The sequence below is a fragment of the Corynebacterium propinquum DSM 44285 genome (assembly GCF_000375525.1).
Classification (GTDB): domain Bacteria; phylum Actinomycetota; class Actinomycetes; order Mycobacteriales; family Mycobacteriaceae; genus Corynebacterium; species Corynebacterium propinquum.
This window is the reverse complement of the sequence record NZ_AQXC01000001.1, coordinates 135301-151014: the sequence shown is the minus strand read 5'-3', so window position 1 is coordinate 151014 and position 15714 is coordinate 135301. Positions and strand designations below refer to the sequence as shown.

15 protein-coding genes are annotated in these 15714 nt (G+C 56.0%); all 15 read left to right on the top strand.

What is annotated here, in order from left to right; genetic code table 11:
* Nucleotides 1–35 precede the first annotated feature (35 nt).
* A complete protein-coding gene (mihF, locus tag B142_RS0100705; RefSeq protein ID WP_018119618.1) occupies nucleotides 36–359 on the top strand; it encodes an integration host factor, actinobacterial type in 324 nt (107 codons plus the stop codon).
* A 5-nt stretch (nucleotides 360–364) separates the two neighbouring features.
* Entirely contained in the window at nucleotides 365–934 is a 570-nt protein-coding gene (gmk, locus tag B142_RS0100700) for a guanylate kinase (protein ID WP_018119617.1), read from the top strand.
* A 95-nt stretch (nucleotides 935–1029) separates the two neighbouring features.
* Nucleotides 1030–1311, top strand: coding sequence for a DNA-directed RNA polymerase subunit omega (gene rpoZ, locus B142_RS0100695; RefSeq protein ID WP_018119616.1), 282 nt, complete (start codon nucleotides 1030–1032; stop codon nucleotides 1309–1311).
* A 352-nt stretch (nucleotides 1312–1663) separates the two neighbouring features.
* Nucleotides 1664–3283 carry a sodium:solute symporter family protein gene (locus B142_RS11445; protein WP_018119614.1) on the top strand — a complete coding sequence of 540 codons (1620 nt, stop codon included), beginning with the start codon at nucleotides 1664–1666 and terminating at the stop codon, nucleotides 3281–3283.
* A 45-nt stretch (nucleotides 3284–3328) separates the two neighbouring features.
* Nucleotides 3329–4603, top strand: a complete 1275-nt coding sequence (gene coaBC / locus B142_RS0100680) for a bifunctional phosphopantothenoylcysteine decarboxylase/phosphopantothenate--cysteine ligase CoaBC (protein ID WP_049148374.1) — start codon at nucleotides 3329–3331, stop codon at nucleotides 4601–4603.
* A gap of 177 nt (nucleotides 4604–4780) precedes the next feature.
* Nucleotides 4781–6016, top strand: coding sequence for a methionine adenosyltransferase (metK, locus tag B142_RS0100675; RefSeq protein ID WP_018119612.1), 1236 nt, complete (start codon nucleotides 4781–4783; stop codon nucleotides 6014–6016).
* Nucleotides 6017–6033: 17 nt separating this feature from the next.
* Nucleotides 6034–8040 carry a primosomal protein N' gene (locus B142_RS0100670; RefSeq protein ID WP_018119611.1) on the top strand — a complete coding sequence of 669 codons (2007 nt, stop codon included), beginning with the start codon at nucleotides 6034–6036 and terminating at the stop codon, nucleotides 8038–8040.
* A gap of 49 nt (nucleotides 8041–8089) precedes the next feature.
* On the top strand, nucleotides 8090–9067 hold the full coding sequence (gene fmt, locus B142_RS0100665; RefSeq protein ID WP_018119610.1) for a methionyl-tRNA formyltransferase: 978 nt from the start codon (nucleotides 8090–8092) through the stop codon (nucleotides 9065–9067).
* On the top strand, nucleotides 9064–10683 hold the full coding sequence (locus B142_RS0100660) for an RsmB/NOP family class I SAM-dependent RNA methyltransferase (protein ID WP_018119609.1): 1620 nt from the start codon (nucleotides 9064–9066) through the stop codon (nucleotides 10681–10683). The genes fmt and B142_RS0100660 overlap by 4 nt, the downstream gene beginning before the upstream one ends.
* A 16-nt stretch (nucleotides 10684–10699) precedes the next feature.
* Entirely contained in the window at nucleotides 10700–11449 is a 750-nt protein-coding gene (rpe, locus tag B142_RS0100655) for a ribulose-phosphate 3-epimerase (RefSeq protein ID WP_018119608.1), read from the top strand.
* A gap of 12 nt (nucleotides 11450–11461) precedes the next feature.
* On the top strand, nucleotides 11462–12529 hold the full coding sequence (gene ribD / locus B142_RS0100650) for a bifunctional diaminohydroxyphosphoribosylaminopyrimidine deaminase/5-amino-6-(5-phosphoribosylamino)uracil reductase RibD (RefSeq protein WP_026167706.1): 1068 nt from the start codon (nucleotides 11462–11464) through the stop codon (nucleotides 12527–12529).
* Between the two features lie 13 nt (nucleotides 12530–12542).
* A complete protein-coding gene (locus B142_RS0100645) occupies nucleotides 12543–13256 on the top strand; it encodes a riboflavin synthase (protein WP_018119606.1) in 714 nt (237 codons plus the stop codon).
* Between the two features lie 11 nt (nucleotides 13257–13267).
* Entirely contained in the window at nucleotides 13268–14629 is a 1362-nt protein-coding gene (locus B142_RS0100640) for a bifunctional 3,4-dihydroxy-2-butanone-4-phosphate synthase/GTP cyclohydrolase II (protein ID WP_018119605.1), read from the top strand.
* Between the two features lies 1 nt (nucleotide 14630).
* Nucleotides 14631–15137, top strand: a complete 507-nt coding sequence (gene ribH / locus B142_RS0100635; protein ID WP_018119604.1) for a 6,7-dimethyl-8-ribityllumazine synthase — start codon at nucleotides 14631–14633, stop codon at nucleotides 15135–15137.
* Nucleotides 15134–15676 (top strand): PH domain-containing protein, encoded by a 543-nt coding sequence (locus tag B142_RS0100630; protein WP_018119603.1) that lies wholly within the window; start codon nucleotides 15134–15136, stop codon nucleotides 15674–15676. The genes ribH and B142_RS0100630 overlap by 4 nt, the downstream gene beginning before the upstream one ends.
* Nucleotides 15677–15714: the final 38 nt, after the last annotated feature.

Genomic DNA, 15714 nt, shown 5'->3' with positions numbered 1-15714 from the left:
GAACAACAAACCCACATTGAATCGGAGGAATCCACGTGGCCCTTCCAAAGTTGACTGATGAGCAGCGTAAAGAAGCCCTGGCAAAGGCTGCTGAGGCCCGCAAGGCGCGCGCTGAGCTCAAAGCCGAACTGAAGCGTGGCGGAACTAACCTGAAGGAAGTCCTCGACAAGGCAGAAACCGATGAAATCATCGGTAAGACCAAGGTCGCAGCACTTCTGGAGGCCTTGCCAAAGGTCGGTAAGGTCAAGGCCCGCGAAATCATGGAGGACCTGGAGATTGCCCAGACCCGCCGTCTGCGTGGTCTCGGTGAGCGTCAGCGCCGTGCGCTGCTGGATCGTTTCGGCTACTCCGAAGACTAAAGCGCATGCCCGGTGTGACACCACGTGGCCGTTTGGTTGTGCTTGCTGGACCAACTGCCGTGGGAAAATCCACGGTGGTGAAACAGCTTCGCGCCGCGATCCACGATCTCTACTTCTCGGTTTCGATGACGACTCGGGATCCGCGTCCAGGGGAAACTGACGGAATTGATTATTATTTCGTCACCCCGGAACGTTTTCAGGAGACCATCGATAACGGCGAGATGCTGGAATGGGCAGAGGTACATTCCGGTTTGCAGCGTTCGGGTACTCCAGCCGAACCCGTCACCAAGGCTTTGTCTCAGGGGCGGCCTGTGCTGGTTGAGGTGGATTTGGAAGGCGCCCGAAACGTCAAAGCTAAAATGCCGGAAGCCACGACTGTATTCTTAGCTCCACCATCATGGGACGTGCTGTGCGATAGGTTGAGTAACCGTGGCACTGAGCCCGACGACGTCGTGCGTCGGCGTCTGGAAACAGCCCGTGTCGAGTTGGACGCCCAAAATGAATTTGATCACGTCGTGGTTAATGACGATCTGGACAGGGCAGTAGAGACCATTAGCGAGTTTCTGCGCAGCTAAGACAATTCTAGGCAGTTGGCGGCGCTCGTCTTCCACGGCTCTGATACGGCTTATAATTTTTCTAAACATCAACGCGAAAAGGGGTTGGTCTCGTAGTGACTACCGAGTCCACGAAAACTGACAGCGTCTTCGATAAACCTGAAGGCATCACGGATCCACCAATCGACGAATTGTTGAATAAAGTGTCGTCGAAGTACGCTTTGGTGATCTTCGCCGCTAAACGGGCACGTCAGATCAATAGCTACTATCAGGAACAAGACGAAGGCGTATTTGAATTCGTCGGTCCATTGGTCACCCCGGAACCAGGCGAAAAACCATTGTCGCTGTCGTTGCGTGAGATTGAAGAAGGCCTGTTGGATCACGAGGAAGCTCGTTAAGCTTTGGTATCTGCTTAAGCAAGAGCCGCACATAGCTAGCCCACCTCCCCAGACACGGGGCGGTGGGCTTTGGCTTTTCGCATTACCCCCACCGGGGTCCGTCTCAGGTTGGAGGAAGCTGCGAAAGTTGTGAGAAAACTGACAAAAACTCCCGAATACGCTAGGATTCCATTGTTTCCCTACCAGTTTTGATCAGTTGTTGAATGGAGTGATGAATGCTCGAACTGCTATTTCCCAGCATATTGCACATCGTGGTGTTTAGTATCGGACTTGGCTTGGCCTATTGGAAGCTCAATTCCGAACTCAAAAATGCCCAGCACTCCGCCGAGCAGAAGGGGGAGGCTGAGAAATAGTGGATACGTTTACCATCACTGTCATCCTCTCGTTCCTTGGATTTCTCGTTGTAGGTATTTGGGTCAGCCGGGGGATCAATAACAAAAACGATTATTTCGTTGCTGGTCGTAACGTTGGCGTCCTGTTCATCGTCGGCACGCTAGTTGCGTCGTTCTTGTCGACGGTCGCGCTCATGGGAGAGGCCGGAATGGCTTATGATGGCTTCCCGTGGCCGATCTTGCTTTTGGGCGTGATGTCCAAGATGGGCTATTTGGCCGGCGTGGTCCTGTTTGGTCGCTACTTGCGCGATTCGGAAGCACTGACTATCCCCGAATTTTTCGGCAATCGCTTTAATTCTTCGCGCCTTCGCGCACTAGCCGGCGCGTCCGTGCTGATCGGTATGGGCTTATACCTTGTTACCGTCACTCGTGGTCTCGCGGTGGTCATCGAAGCGATCCTGGGCATCGATGGCTTCTGGGCCGTGTTCATCACCTGGGTAGCATTCACCATCTTTACGGTGTTGTCCGGTTCCAAGGGCGTGATCATCACCGATACGATGATGTTTTTCTTCTTCCTTATCGGCGGAATCCTGGGATCGATTGCAATTTTCCGCGAAGCAGGCGGAGTAAAAGAAACTTTCACGCAATTGGCAGCAGACCCGACATTGCGTGAGGGCTTATTGTGGCATGGGCAGATTGAGGGGCCTGGCGAGAGGCTGAATTCCATTGGTGAAGCGCTGATTTATATCTTCACCTTTGGCCTGGTGTGGGCGTTCGTGACTGCCGTGAGTCCGTGGCAGGCTTCTCGTTATATGATGGCAAAAACCAGTCACACTGCTATCCGTGCGGGTATTGTGACGCTGCTGATCATCCCGTCATTTTATCTCTTCATTATGTTTGCGGCGTACGCGGTGAACTTGATTAATCCAGATATTGAGCCAAATTCTCAGGTGTTTATCTGGGCTGCCTACAACGTCATGCCCACCGCGGTTGGTGTTATCCTCGTGACCGGAATTGTCGCTGCCGGCCTGTCTTCTGCGTCGACCTTTTTATCATTGGTCGGTTTCAGCGCAGCGCACGACGTTGGGCCCTTGTTCCGCCGTGGCGAGGGGTTGGATGGCAGCGACACGAATACTGATAACGTGCGCTCAGCTCGTTGGTCGATGTTTATCGTCGGCGGTATTGCGTTGCTGCTGGCATATGTCGCGACGCCAAGCGTGTTGGATATTGGCTATATGGCGGCGTCTTTCTTTGCCGCATCCTGGGGCATTGTGGCTTTTGCTTCTACGCAATCCAAGCGGATTTCCGAAGCAGGCGCTTTCTGGGGAATGCTCTGTGGCGGTGTCATCACGTTGATCCTGGAAAGCATCAAGACTTTCGGCGGTGTTGATTGGCCGATGGCGTTCCACCCGGTACTGTTCGGCCTCGCAGCCAGCTTGATTGCCGTTATCGTCGGTTCGAAGGTGAAGCCGGTGGAAGAAAGCTCGTGGCAATATATCTCGGAGTTGAAGCAACGCGTGGAATCAGATGTCACGGTAGCCGAGGTCAAACGCACCAATCGGTACATCTATGTGGCGATCGGCTTTATCGCCATCCTGTTTACCGCGGTAGGCTTTTTCTACGTGCCAATTATGAGCTAGGCGAATTTACAGGAGCCCCACACTATGTCCCAGATCGGATCGACGATGAACGCTGCCACCTCAGAGAGCCCGCGCAATTTCGATGGCGCACGCCATCCACACAATATTGTCGTCGGGGTATGTGGTGGGATCGCTGCTTTTAAGGCGTGCCAGCTCGTTCGGGAATTCACGGAAGACGGCGATCAGGTACGCGTTATTCCGACGAATTCGGCATTACAGTTTGTCGGGGCAGCAACATTTGAGGCTTTATCCGGTAATCCGGTTTCCACTTCGGTGTTCGAGGACGTACATGAGGTCGCGCATGTTCGTTATGGGCAAGAGGCCGACGGAATCGTGATTGCGCCTGCGACGGCCGATTTTTTGGCCCGCGTAGCTGCAGGGCGTGCCGACGATTTACTGGCTGCTACCGTGCTGGTCGCTACGTGCCCGGTGATTATTGCGCCGGCTATGCATACCGAAATGTGGAATAATCCGGCGACGCAGGCGAATGTCGCGACGCTGCGGGAACGCGGAATCGTGGTGCTCAACCCCGCAGTGGGCCGCCTGACTGGGAAAGACTCGGGTGCAGGCCGTCTTCCTGATCCCAGCCATATTGCGGCGGTTGCGCGCACTGTATTTTCTGGTGCGTCGATGGAGCACAACCTTACCGGTGTGAACGTGCTTATTAGTGCTGGAGGCACCCAAGAAGTTATCGATCCGGTTCGTTTTATCGGAAACCATTCGTCGGGGCGGCAAGGCTTCGCGCTTGCAGAAATCGCGGTACAACGGGGCGCCACGGTAACGCTTGTAGCTGCGAATAATTCCACGCTGCCCAATCCTCCAGGTGTCAAGGTCATCCCGGTGGAAACCACCGTGGAGTTGCAGCATGCAATGCATAATCAAGCCGAAGGTGCGGACGTGATTATCATGGCCGCGGCGGTATCGGACTTCCGTCCTGCTAGGCCCGCCGAGCATAAGATGAAAAAGTCGCAGGGTGCTGCAGGACTGAGCACGATTGAGCTGGTGGAAAACCCGGACGTGCTGGCTAGTTTGGTGGAAGCGCGAGCTGGCGGAAGTTTGGCTGCTGAGACTGTGATTATGGGCTTTGCTGCCGAAACTGGAGATGATAAGCAATCTATTCTGGAATATGCCCAGGATAAGTTGCAGAGTAAAGGCTGCGACGTGCTGATGTGCAATGAAGTAGGGCCGGGCAAAGTCTTCGGGCAAACGACCAATCAAGGATTTCTCTTGGACAGCGATGGCACTGTTACCGAGGTTGCCGCGGGCTCGAAGCACGTAGTTTCCGCCCAAATTTGGGACAAGCTAGCGTTGCTTCTATAGACCGCTTTGTCTATACTAATTGTTGTTCCTGCGCGGCGTTGTGCGCTGCGCTGAGTATTGTGCCGGTGTTGCGCTATGGCATTCCGCGTCATTGTAATGCGCGCATGCTGTGTTGTGCCGATGCTGGTAAATAGTTCGGTTTTGTACGTTGCTTTCTCTGTGTTCTAAGGATTTTTCGTGGCTGCACCAGTTCGCGCAAGCGCCAACGGCCTGCGCTTGTTTACTTCCGAGTCCGTGACGGAAGGTCATCCGGATAAGATTTGCGATGCCATTTCGGACAGCATCCTTGATGCGTTGCTCGAGAAAGATCAGCACGCGCGTGTTGCCGTCGAAACGCTGGTCACCACCGGCCAGGTGCATGTGGCAGGTGAGGTCCGGACCACCGGTTATGTAGAAATTCCGCAATTGGTGCGCAAGACTTTGTTGGAGATTGGTTTCACGAGCTCGGATGTCGGATTCGACGGTCGGACTTGCGGCGTGAACATTGCCATCGGTGAGCAGTCCCAAGAAATCGGCGACGGTGTGGATCGATCACACGAAGCCAGGTCTGGTTCTCAGCTGGATGATGACGACGTCGCGGGTGCCGGTGACCAGGGGCTGATGTTCGGCTATGCCACGAATGAGACTCCGGAGTTTATGCCGCTTCCAATTGCACTCGCGCATCGGTTGTCTCGTAGGCTCACTGACGTGCGTAAGCAGGGGATTGTGCCGCACTTGCGCCCGGATGGCAAAACGCAGGTAACTTTTGCTTATACCGGACAAAAACCGTCGCACATCGATACGATTGTGATTTCTACGCAACATGATCCAGAGGTCAGCCAGGAGTGGCTGGAAGAGCAACTTCGTACCCATGTCATCGAGCACGTGATCGAGCAGGCGGGGTTGCACGATTTTTATACCGACGATGTCACCTTGCTGATTAATCCGTCTGGTTCCTTTATTCTCGGCGGTCCCATGGGCGATGCAGGGCTGACCGGCCGGAAGATCATCGTCGATACTTATGGCGGAATGGCGCGCCATGGTGGTGGTGCATTTTCGGGAAAGGATCCGTCAAAAGTAGATCGTTCAGCGGCTTATGCGATGCGGTGGGTAGCGAAAAATATCGTAGCCGCTGGCCTCGCGGATCGCGCAGAGGTCCAGGTTGCCTATGCTATCGGTCGGGCTAATCCGGTAGGGCTCTACGTCGAGACCTTCGGCACCGCACATCATGGTTTGGATGACGAATCCATTCAGGCAGCGGTTGCACAGACTTTCGATTTGCGACCTGCCGTTATTATCCGCGAATTGGATTTGCTTCGTCCGATTTACCGTCCCACCGCGGCGTATGGTCACTTCGGCCGCGACGATCTGAATTTGCCATGGGAGCAAACAAACCGGGTCGAGCAACTGCGTTCCGCTGCAGGGGTGTCGTAACTGTTCGAGGAGATGCAATGCAGCTAGCCCGTCCGGTCGCCCATGTGCTGCCATTGCTTGGGCTAGCACACCTGGACCGCGGGTTTGATTATCTGGTCGCGGACAAAGATGATGAGGCTGCGCAGGCTGGTACCCGGGTACGCATACGTTTTCATGGCAGGCTTGTCGACGGCATCGTTTTGGAGCGGCGCGAGCATTCTGATCATGCCGGCAGGTTGCGTTATCTTGAACGGGTGTATTCACCGGATGTGGTCTATCCGGAACATACGGCAGCTTTGGTCGAGTCGTTAGCGCAGCGCTATAGCGGCACCCGAGCCGATATTATCCGCAATGCGATTCCTCCGCGGCACAAGCAAGCAGAGACAGCGGATTTCGCTACCGCGTGGGAGGATCTTGGTGAACCAACCGAGCCTGACTTATCAGGGTGGTCGAATTATCAGTACGGGGAGTCGTTTGTAGATTCGGTACTGTCGGGCCAGCCGTCTCGTGCGGCTTGGCAGATTACCCCGGGCGATGATTGGGCAAGCGTAGTGGCGTCGTTGGCGGCTAAGGTTGCCATTGACGGTGGCGGGGTTTTGCTGGTTGTGCCTGATCAGCGGGATGTCGATCGTTTAGAATCCGCGTTTCGGGAGTATGTGGGCCCAAAGCAGATTACGACTCTTCATGCCCAATTGGGGCCGCAAGCGCGCTACCGCCGTTTTCTGTCGGTTTTACACGGCCAAGCGCGTGTGGTCGTCGGCACCCGCAATGCGGCATTTGCGCCAGTCGCCAATTTACGGTTGGCGGTGATCATCGATGATGGTGATGAAAACCTGATAGATCCGCGTGCGCCGTACGCCCATGCGCGGGAAATTCTGACCACGCGTGTTGGGTTGGAAAAGTGCTCGTTGTTGATCGGTGGGTATGCACGAACTGCAGAAACACAGCTGTTGGTTGAAGCCGGCTGGATGCATAATTTGGTGGCTTCCCGGGACCAGGTGCGGGAGGCAGCGCCACTGATTCGCGCAGCTGCAGATACAGATTTTGAACTCGAAAAAGACCCTGGTGCTGCCCAAGCTCGAATACCGGGGCTGGCTTTCACTACCGCTCGTCGCGCACTGTCTTCCGCGAAGCCTGTGCTGGTGCAGGTCCCCCGGAAAGGCTATATCCCGACGCTTGCTTGTGGGCGGTGTCGTCATCCAGCGCGCTGTCGGACATGTAATGGCCCGTTGGGCTTGCCGGAGCATGAGAATACAGAGGCATCGGTACCGACGTGCCGTTGGTGCGGGGCAATACACTCGTCGTTTCGTTGTGGTGAGTGTGGTTCGCACAAGCTGCGCGCCGTGGTCTTGGGAGCGCAACGCACAGCTGAAGAACTTGGTAGGGCATTCCCATCGACGCGGGTAATTACCTCGGGTGGTTCGCGAGTACTGGATTCCGTGCCCAATGGCCCAGCGCTCGTGGTGGCAACACCGGGTGCGGAGCCTCAGGTGGAAGACGGATGTTATGGTGCCGCGCTCTTTCTTGATACGTGGGCTTTGCTCGGGCGACAGGATCTGCGGGCTGCAGAAGATACGCTCGCGACCTGGATGCGTGCGGCCGCGTTAGTGGAAAGCCGGGCGGCTGGTGGCACGGTGATTGTGGTTGCAGCTGCTGGTTTGCCAGCAGTGCAGATGTTTATCCGGTGGGATCCGATTGCCGCTGCGGCCGCGGAATTGGCGGGCCGACGGGAAACGCGGTTTCCGCCGGCGGTGCATATGGCTGCGATTGATGGAGCCGATGCCAGCCTGGATTTATTTTTGGATCTAGTTGAGCTGCCGAAGCATGCGGAAGTCCTCGGTCCGGTGGATCTGCCGCGTTCAACGCGATTACCGGGGGAATATGATGAGCAGCGTTTTGGGCCACCACAACGAATCCTGGTGCGTACTCCCTTAGGGCCCCGGGCTGAATTAGGGTCAGCGCTACGCACTGCGGCGGTGGCTCGGAGTCTGCGGAAAGATGAGTTGCCATTGCGGATTCAGGTTGATCCAATTCATATTGGATAAGTTGGGTAATTTTTAGTTATTACGCGTTGATGAAGGAGCAGTGAAAACTATGCGGATTGTGTTTGCTGGTACGCCGGAGCCAGCTGTCGTAGCTTTAGAAGCGTTATTGGGTTCTGAGCATGACGTCGTCGGGGTGCTCACGCGTCCTGATGCGCGACGAGGGCGTGGAAGAAACTTGGCTCCGTCGCCGGTGGCAGCGGTGGCACAGGAGCGGGGAATCGAGGTGCTGAAGCCGGAGACCCTGCGCGCTGATACCGACGATGGCGTCCAGGTACGTGAATGGCTACGGGAACTGGCTCCGGAGGCGGTCGCGGTCGTGGCTTATGGCAAATTGATCAGTCCTGATCTTTTGTCGGCGGCCCGTCATGGCTGGATCAATCTGCATTTTTCGTTATTGCCGCACTGGCGCGGGGCTGCCCCGGTGCAAGCCGCGATTGCTCATGGCGATGACATCACTGGGGCGAGCACGTTTCGCATCGAGGAAGGCTTAGATACTGGCGATGTCCTGGGCACAGTCACCGAGGTAATTCACGACGATGATACCGCCGATGATTTATTGACACGGTTGGCATATTCAGGTGCAGATTTGCTTGTAGCCACCATGGATGGGCTTGCCGACGATCGCCTGGAGGCGCAACCACAAACTGGTGAGGCAACCTATGCACCGAAAATTTCGGCTGATCAAGCCCGGATCGACTGGGCGCAGCCAGATTTCGCGGTGGATCGCCACATCCGTGCATATACCCCGGGTCCAGGTGCGTGGACGATGTTGGGGGATCAGCGGTTAAAGATTTCGCCGGTGACGGTGGTCAAACCAGGTTCCAATGCCGCTACGGTGTTGAACGAAACCGTGTTGTTGAAGGAAACTGCGTTAGCACCGGGCGAAATCCAGGTCACCAAAAATGACGTTTTCGTCGGCACGGCGACCACGCCGGTGCGTTTGGGAATGGTGCAAGCACCTGGCAAGAAGAAGATGGATGCTGCAGATTGGGCACGTGGTAGTCAACCGGAAGGAATTTTGTCATGAGTGCAGCCGCTGGAGGTTTTCGTTCTCGGGCGCGTTCTGGTCAGTCACAGCGCCCCGGACGCACAAAGGCGCAGAAGGGGAAGCAGGGCGCGCCGAGCGAAAAACAGCAAAACAACCAAAAATACTCTAAACGGCAGGACCGGAATCGCGAACACCAGGCACCAGCGGGCGTCGACAAGCCACGCCTGGTGGCATTCGAAGTGTTGAACCGAGTCAGTGACGATGATGCCTATGCGAATTTGATTCTGCCGAAATCTTTGCGGCAAGCGCGTCTAAAGGGACGCGATGCGGCATTCGCCACGGAGATCACGTATGGGTGCCTGCGTTGCCTCGGGATTATTGACACTGTCTTGGAGGAATGTTCCTCGCGCGAGTTGGAGTCTTTGGCAACCGCCGTGTTGAATTCCCTGCGCCTTGGCGCCTACCAGCTGTTGTTCACGCGGGTCGATGATCATGCGGCAGTGGATACTTCGGTTCGGTTGGTGGAAACAGCTGGGCACAGCAAGGCTAAGGGCTTCGTCAACGGAATTTTGCGCACGATCGGGCGTACCCCAAAGGCAGACTGGATGAGCCAGCTGCGACCGGATGGTGAGTTGGCAGGATTGGCGTTTGCCAACGCGCATCCGGAGTGGATCGCACGTTCCTTTAATGCGGCCTTGTGGGCAACGTCCAGCGAAAACACCCCTAGTGCTCTTGGAATTGGTAATCGCGCGGTTGCGGACGCTGCGGATGCTGTGGATTCTGCGGCAGCGACACGGATCCATCCGGAACTCGGTGAGCTGCTCGCTGCCGATTCTGAACGCCCCGTGGTGCATTTGGTTGCACGTCCTGGCGAGATCAGCGCAGAGGAACTCGCGTTGATGATCGGAGGGGAGACGGCTCGGTACAGCCCTTATGCGGTTTATTTAGAGTCCGGCGGAAATCCGGGTGCTTTGGAGCCGGTACAGCAGTCATTGGCGGCGGTCCAGGATGAAGGTTCGCAGTTGATTGCCCGCGCAGTGGCGCAAGCCGAGGTTAGTGGAAACGATTCCGGCAGGTGGCTGGATTTGTGCGCGGGGCCTGGTGGCAAGGCGGCGTTGCTTGGCGCATTAGCGGGCATCGATGGTGCTACGGTCGATGCGGTGGAAATTTCTCCGCACCGCGCAGAGCTTATTCGCTCCACGGTTGGGGATCTGCCCGTCACGGTATATCAAGCGGATGGCCGGGATCCGGGCCTAAAGCCTGGCTATGATCGGGTGCTTGTCGACGCCCCCTGTTCCGGATTGGGCGCTTTACGACGCCGCCCTGAAGCACGGTGGAAAAAGGACGACGCTGATATCGAAGAGCTGAATGTTGTGCAGGTGGAATTGTTGCGTTCGGCACTGCGGTTGGTCCGCCCGGGCGGTGTGGTGGTTTATTCCACGTGTTCACCGGACTTGCGGGAAACCCGGGAAATCGTTGATGCGGTTATGTCCGACGCCGATAGTCCGGATCTCGAAGAGTTGTCGGCGGCTTCGGTGCTGCCGCCGATGCCAGGTATTGGAGGAGACGGCGCATTCCGCTCTGCACAGATGTGGCCGCATCGACATGGTACTGATGCCATGTTTTTCGCGGTGCTGCGCCGTAAGCCGGAGTAGTCGTAGAATGGGCGGTATGTCTGTTCGCGATTCCGCCCACCTCGAAAATGATACCCACGCAGCGGGAAACCGCGCCCGCCAGGACGGCCTAAACGTCAAGCAAAGAGCCTTGATTAATCCGTCAATCTTGGCGGCCGATTTTTCACAGCTGGGTGATCAAGTACGTGCCGTTGACAATGCTGACTGGATTCACGTGGACATCATGGATGGTCACTTTGTTCCGAACCTGTCTTTCGGCCCAGACATCACGGCGACCGTTGACAAAATCACCGAACAGCAGCTCGACGTGCATCTCATGATTGAAAAGCCTGAGGAGTGGGTAGACGCCTATGTCGCGGCGGGGGCTGATTGCATAATCTTCCATGTCGAAGCCACCGAGGATCACATCGGGTTGGCGAAAAAGATTCGTGAGAAAGGTGTGCGCGCAGGATTTTCCTTGAAACCTGGGACACCGATTGAGCCGTATCTCGATGATTTGGAACACTTCGACTTAGCATTGGTAATGAGCGTGGAACCCGGATTCGGCGGGCAATCGTTCATGCCGGACCAATTAGATAAAGTCCGTGCATTGCGCCAAAGGATCGATGAGAAGCACCTGGATTGTGTTATCGAAATTGATGGTGGAATCTCTGAGAACACCATTGAGAAATCCGCGGAAGCAGGCTGTGACGCATTCGTGGCAGGTTCTGCCGTATTCAAAAAGGATAACCCCGCCGCGGCGGTCGATAACCTCCGCGAACTCGCTGTTGGAGCGACGCACCACTAAATGGCACCGGCAATGGACGAGAGCCCCCTTGCGGCTCACATACTTAACGCGGCGCTAGCTGCCGCACACAAAGCTGGCGATACGGTTCGCGGCAGCACCAGTCCCAACCCGCCGGTAGGGGCAGTGCTGGTAACCGCCACCGGCGAGATTTGCGGAATAGGTGCAACAGAACCTCCAGGTGGGCGGCATGCGGAAATCGTTGCCTTAGAGCACGCCGGTGCGGCTGCGCGTGGAGCGCATGCGGTAGTCACACTTGAGCCTTGTAATCATTTCGGCAGGACTGGCCCGTGTGCGCAGGCACTTATTGATGCAGGTGTAGCCTCGGTGCATTACGTGCATGCGGATCCCAACGCGATTGCTGCCGGTGGGGCCGAAAAACTGCGTGCCGCAGGAATTCCCGTTTTTCACCTCGAAGCTGCAGGCCCTGACGAGGGCGAGATGCACAATGATGAGCTTCGTCCATGGCTGCACGCAACAGCCATGGGCCGAGTGCATGTCACGCTGAAGTTTGCACAGTCTGTCGATGGCTTCAGCGCCGCAATCGATGGGTCGAGCCAGTGGATTACAGGTACCGCAGCCCGCGAGCGGGTGCACCTGGATCGTAGTAAGCGTGATGCGATCATTATCGGTACTGGTACCGCATTGGCGGATAATCCGTCGCTGACTGCTCGTTATACTACCGAAGCAGGAGAAACTGCCTGGTACCAGCAGCAACCACAGCGTGTGGTCATTGGTGCTTCGGATCTGACAGAATGCAGCAACTTGCAACGGTTGGGTTACGCACAATATCCGGATATTCCGACTGCATTGACTGCTTTATGGGAGCAGGGCTGCCGTGACGTGCTGGTGGAAGGCGGTCCAAAGCTGTTGAGTGCATTCGTTGCTCAGGGCTATGTGGACGCAGTGCAAGCATATATCGCCCCTTTGCTGTTAGGACAGGGCCGTAGTGTGCTCGAATCTGCTGTTGGGCAGAGTTTGGCGGAAGGGATGCGCCTGCAGATAAGCGACGTGGAAATACTCGGCGGCGATGTGTTGTTGACAATGGTGCCAGGGCGCACGCCCGAAAACCGGCAGCAGTGAAAGGTGGCGAATAATGTTTAGTGGATTGGTGGAAACTACAGGGGAAGTTACGGCGGTGGACAACGTCGGTGACGCGGTCCGGATAAGCATTTCCGGTCGGCACATCCTTACGGATGCGCGTCTTGGTGATTCCATTGCAGTCAATGGTGTCTGCTTGACTGTTTCTGAATTAGACGTTGCTTCCGGTGTCTTTGTTGCGGATGTCATGCAGGAATCGCTTAACCGTTCGTCGTTAGGAGACCTCCGGCCCGGCAGTGCTGTGAATTTGGAGCGCGCATTACGGGCGGATTCCAGGCTTGGTGGCCATATTATGCAAGGCCACGTCGACGGTACGGCTACTTTAGTCTCGCGTACTGCTTCCGAGCACTGGGACGTATTACGGTTCCAGCTACCAGAGCCCCTGGTGAAATACGTCGTGGAAAAGGGCTCAATCGCCGTCAGCGGGGTTTCTTTGACGGTGTCTGCGATTTCTGACGCAGCAGTTTCTGACACAGCTACTGCGGACGCCACGAATTCACAAGATACAGCGAGTTCAACTGCCCAGCATCAGGCTGAGCACTGGTTTGAAGTTTCCTTGATTCCCACGACTTTGGCCGTAACCACCTTGGGGCAATTGGCGGTGGGCGAAACGGTGAACCTGGAGGTCGATATCATCGGCAAATACGTCGAAAAGCTGTTGGCTGCAGGTACGCCGACCAGTTATAATTTTCCGTCGGACACGCACTAAGGTGGAGGCATATGAGCACCGAGGTCACCCAGGATGGCAGTGAGATTAAACTTGATAGCGTCGAGCGTGCGATAGCCGATATTCGCGCAGGCAAGGCGGTCGTTGTTGTTGACGACGAAGATCGGGAGAACGAAGGCGATCTCATCTTTGCCGCCGAAAAAGCCACCCCGGAACTGGTGGCGTTCATGGTTCGCTATACCTCCGGCTATATTTGCGCGCCGATGTTGCCGCATGACCTCAACCGTCTGGGTCTGCCACCCATGACCGCTATTAATGAGGACGTGCGCGGAACTGCTTATACGGTCACGGTAGATTTCAATGATGGGACGACCGGCATCTCTGCGACGACCCGCGCGAAAACTTTGCGTGCATTAGCAGCTGATGATGCTGATCGCGAACAATTTACCCGGCCTGGACATGTCGTGCCGCTGAGCGCGCGTCCAAACGGAGTATTGGAGCGCAACGGGCATACTGAAGCATCGGTTGATCTCGCTCGATTAGCGGGTCTGCGCCCAGCTGGTGCTATTTGTGAGATCGTCTCCGAAAAAGATCCGACTGACATGGCGCGTTTGCCGGAGCTGCGTGAATTCGCCGATGAGCACGGGCTGGCATTGATCTCGATTGAGCAAATGATCCAGTGGCGCCGTCGTAATGAAATGCAAGTAATTCGGGAAGTCGAAACCAGCTTGCCGACGGATGCTGGTCCGATGACCGCGTTGGGTTATCGCCACCAGGTGGATGGCACAGAACATGTGGCGTTGATTGCGGGGTCAGTAGAGGATTTACGTGATGCCACCGATGTTCCGGTGCGCGTGCATTCGGAATGCCTGACCGGAGATGTATTTCATTCGCGACGCTGCGATTGCGGACAACAGCTCGATCAAGCGATTGACTATATTCAAGAAGCTGGTCGCGGGGTAGTGATTTATATCCGTGGCCATGAAGGCCGTGGGATCGGATTGCTGGCCAAGCTCAAGGCCTATCGCTTGCAGGAAAACGGTTCCGATACTGTCGATGCGAATCTAGAGCAAGGACTGCCAGCGGATGCTCGCGAGTTTTCTGTGGCTGGCCAAATCCTTGCTGATCTTGGTATCGCCACGGCGAATTTGTTGACTAATAATCCCTTTAAAGCAGAAGGGCTCGAGGGCTTTGGGGTGGAAGTCTCTCAGCGCACCGCGCTGGTGACGGAAGCTAACGAGGACAATATTTCTTATCTGCGCACCAAGCGTGATCGCATGGGGCATGATTTGCCGACGGTCGCGGAATGGGATGCGCGGCATGCAGAAGCTAAACCCAACGAAACCACTGGCGATAGGCCAGGTGCAACAACACCGGCACCAACAACACCGACACCAACAGGAGCGAGGAACTGACATGGCACACGGAGGAGCACCAGCGAGCAATATCAGCAGCGGTAGTGCTGCAGGCGCTCGCGTGTGCGTAGTGACAACCCGCTGGAATGAGGAAGTGTGTGAACAGATGCGTTCGCGCGCGGTCGCGGTAGCAACCGAAGCAGGGGCAGAAGTTGTCGAAGCCCACGTCATGGGCGCTATCGAATTGCCCGTAGTGGTGCAACAGGCAGCCCGGCAGTTCGACGCTGTCGTTGCACTGGGATGCGTGATTCGCGGTGGCACCCCACATTTTGATTATGTCTGTGATTCAGTGACCCAAGGGCTCACTAGGGTCAGCCTGGATGAAGCTACCCCGGTCGCGAACGGGGTGCTGACGGTCAATTCCCAGGAACAAGCGCTTGCTCGGGCAGGATTTCCTGATTCCATTGAAGACAAAGGCGGCGAAGCCATGACCGCAGCGCTCGATACTTTGGCGACACTGCGTATTTTGCGCGAACAGCAGCTATCTAATGAGCAGGAGCAAGCATGACATCCCAGTCGCATGAGGGGAGTTCCCGCAAGCAGCTCGATGAGAAAAAGTTAGCGGCGTATACCGCACTAGACCCGTTTTCTGTGACCAGCGATAAGCCTTGGCAACTGACTATCACTTCCCGACGCCTGCGGGTTTATGCCGGGATCTTGATCCCGATCATCTTGGCCGTGCACATTTTCATGGCGTGGCAATTAAGCCTGGAATTTACGGGCGCTGCAGTTACCGGGATTGACTTCATCGCGTTTCCCGGCGTCGGGCTGATTATCTCCGTGTTGGTCTGGCTTGCGTTGTCTCGTCCGCGTGTGCGCGTGAACAGTGATGGCGTGGAAGTCCGCAATATTATTGGCACCAGATTTTATTATTGGCAGCTGATCTACGGTTTGTCTTTCCCAGAAGGCGCGCGGATGGCACGCTTAGAGCTGCCAGAGTTTGAATATATGCCGCTGTGGGCGATCCAAGCCTCGGATGGCAAAGATACGATTGAAGCAGTCCGGAAATTCCGTGCACTTGAAGCACAGTACATGCCAGAAGAATAACCAGCTCTACAGAGCGTCCTAACACCTTTAGCGATCTA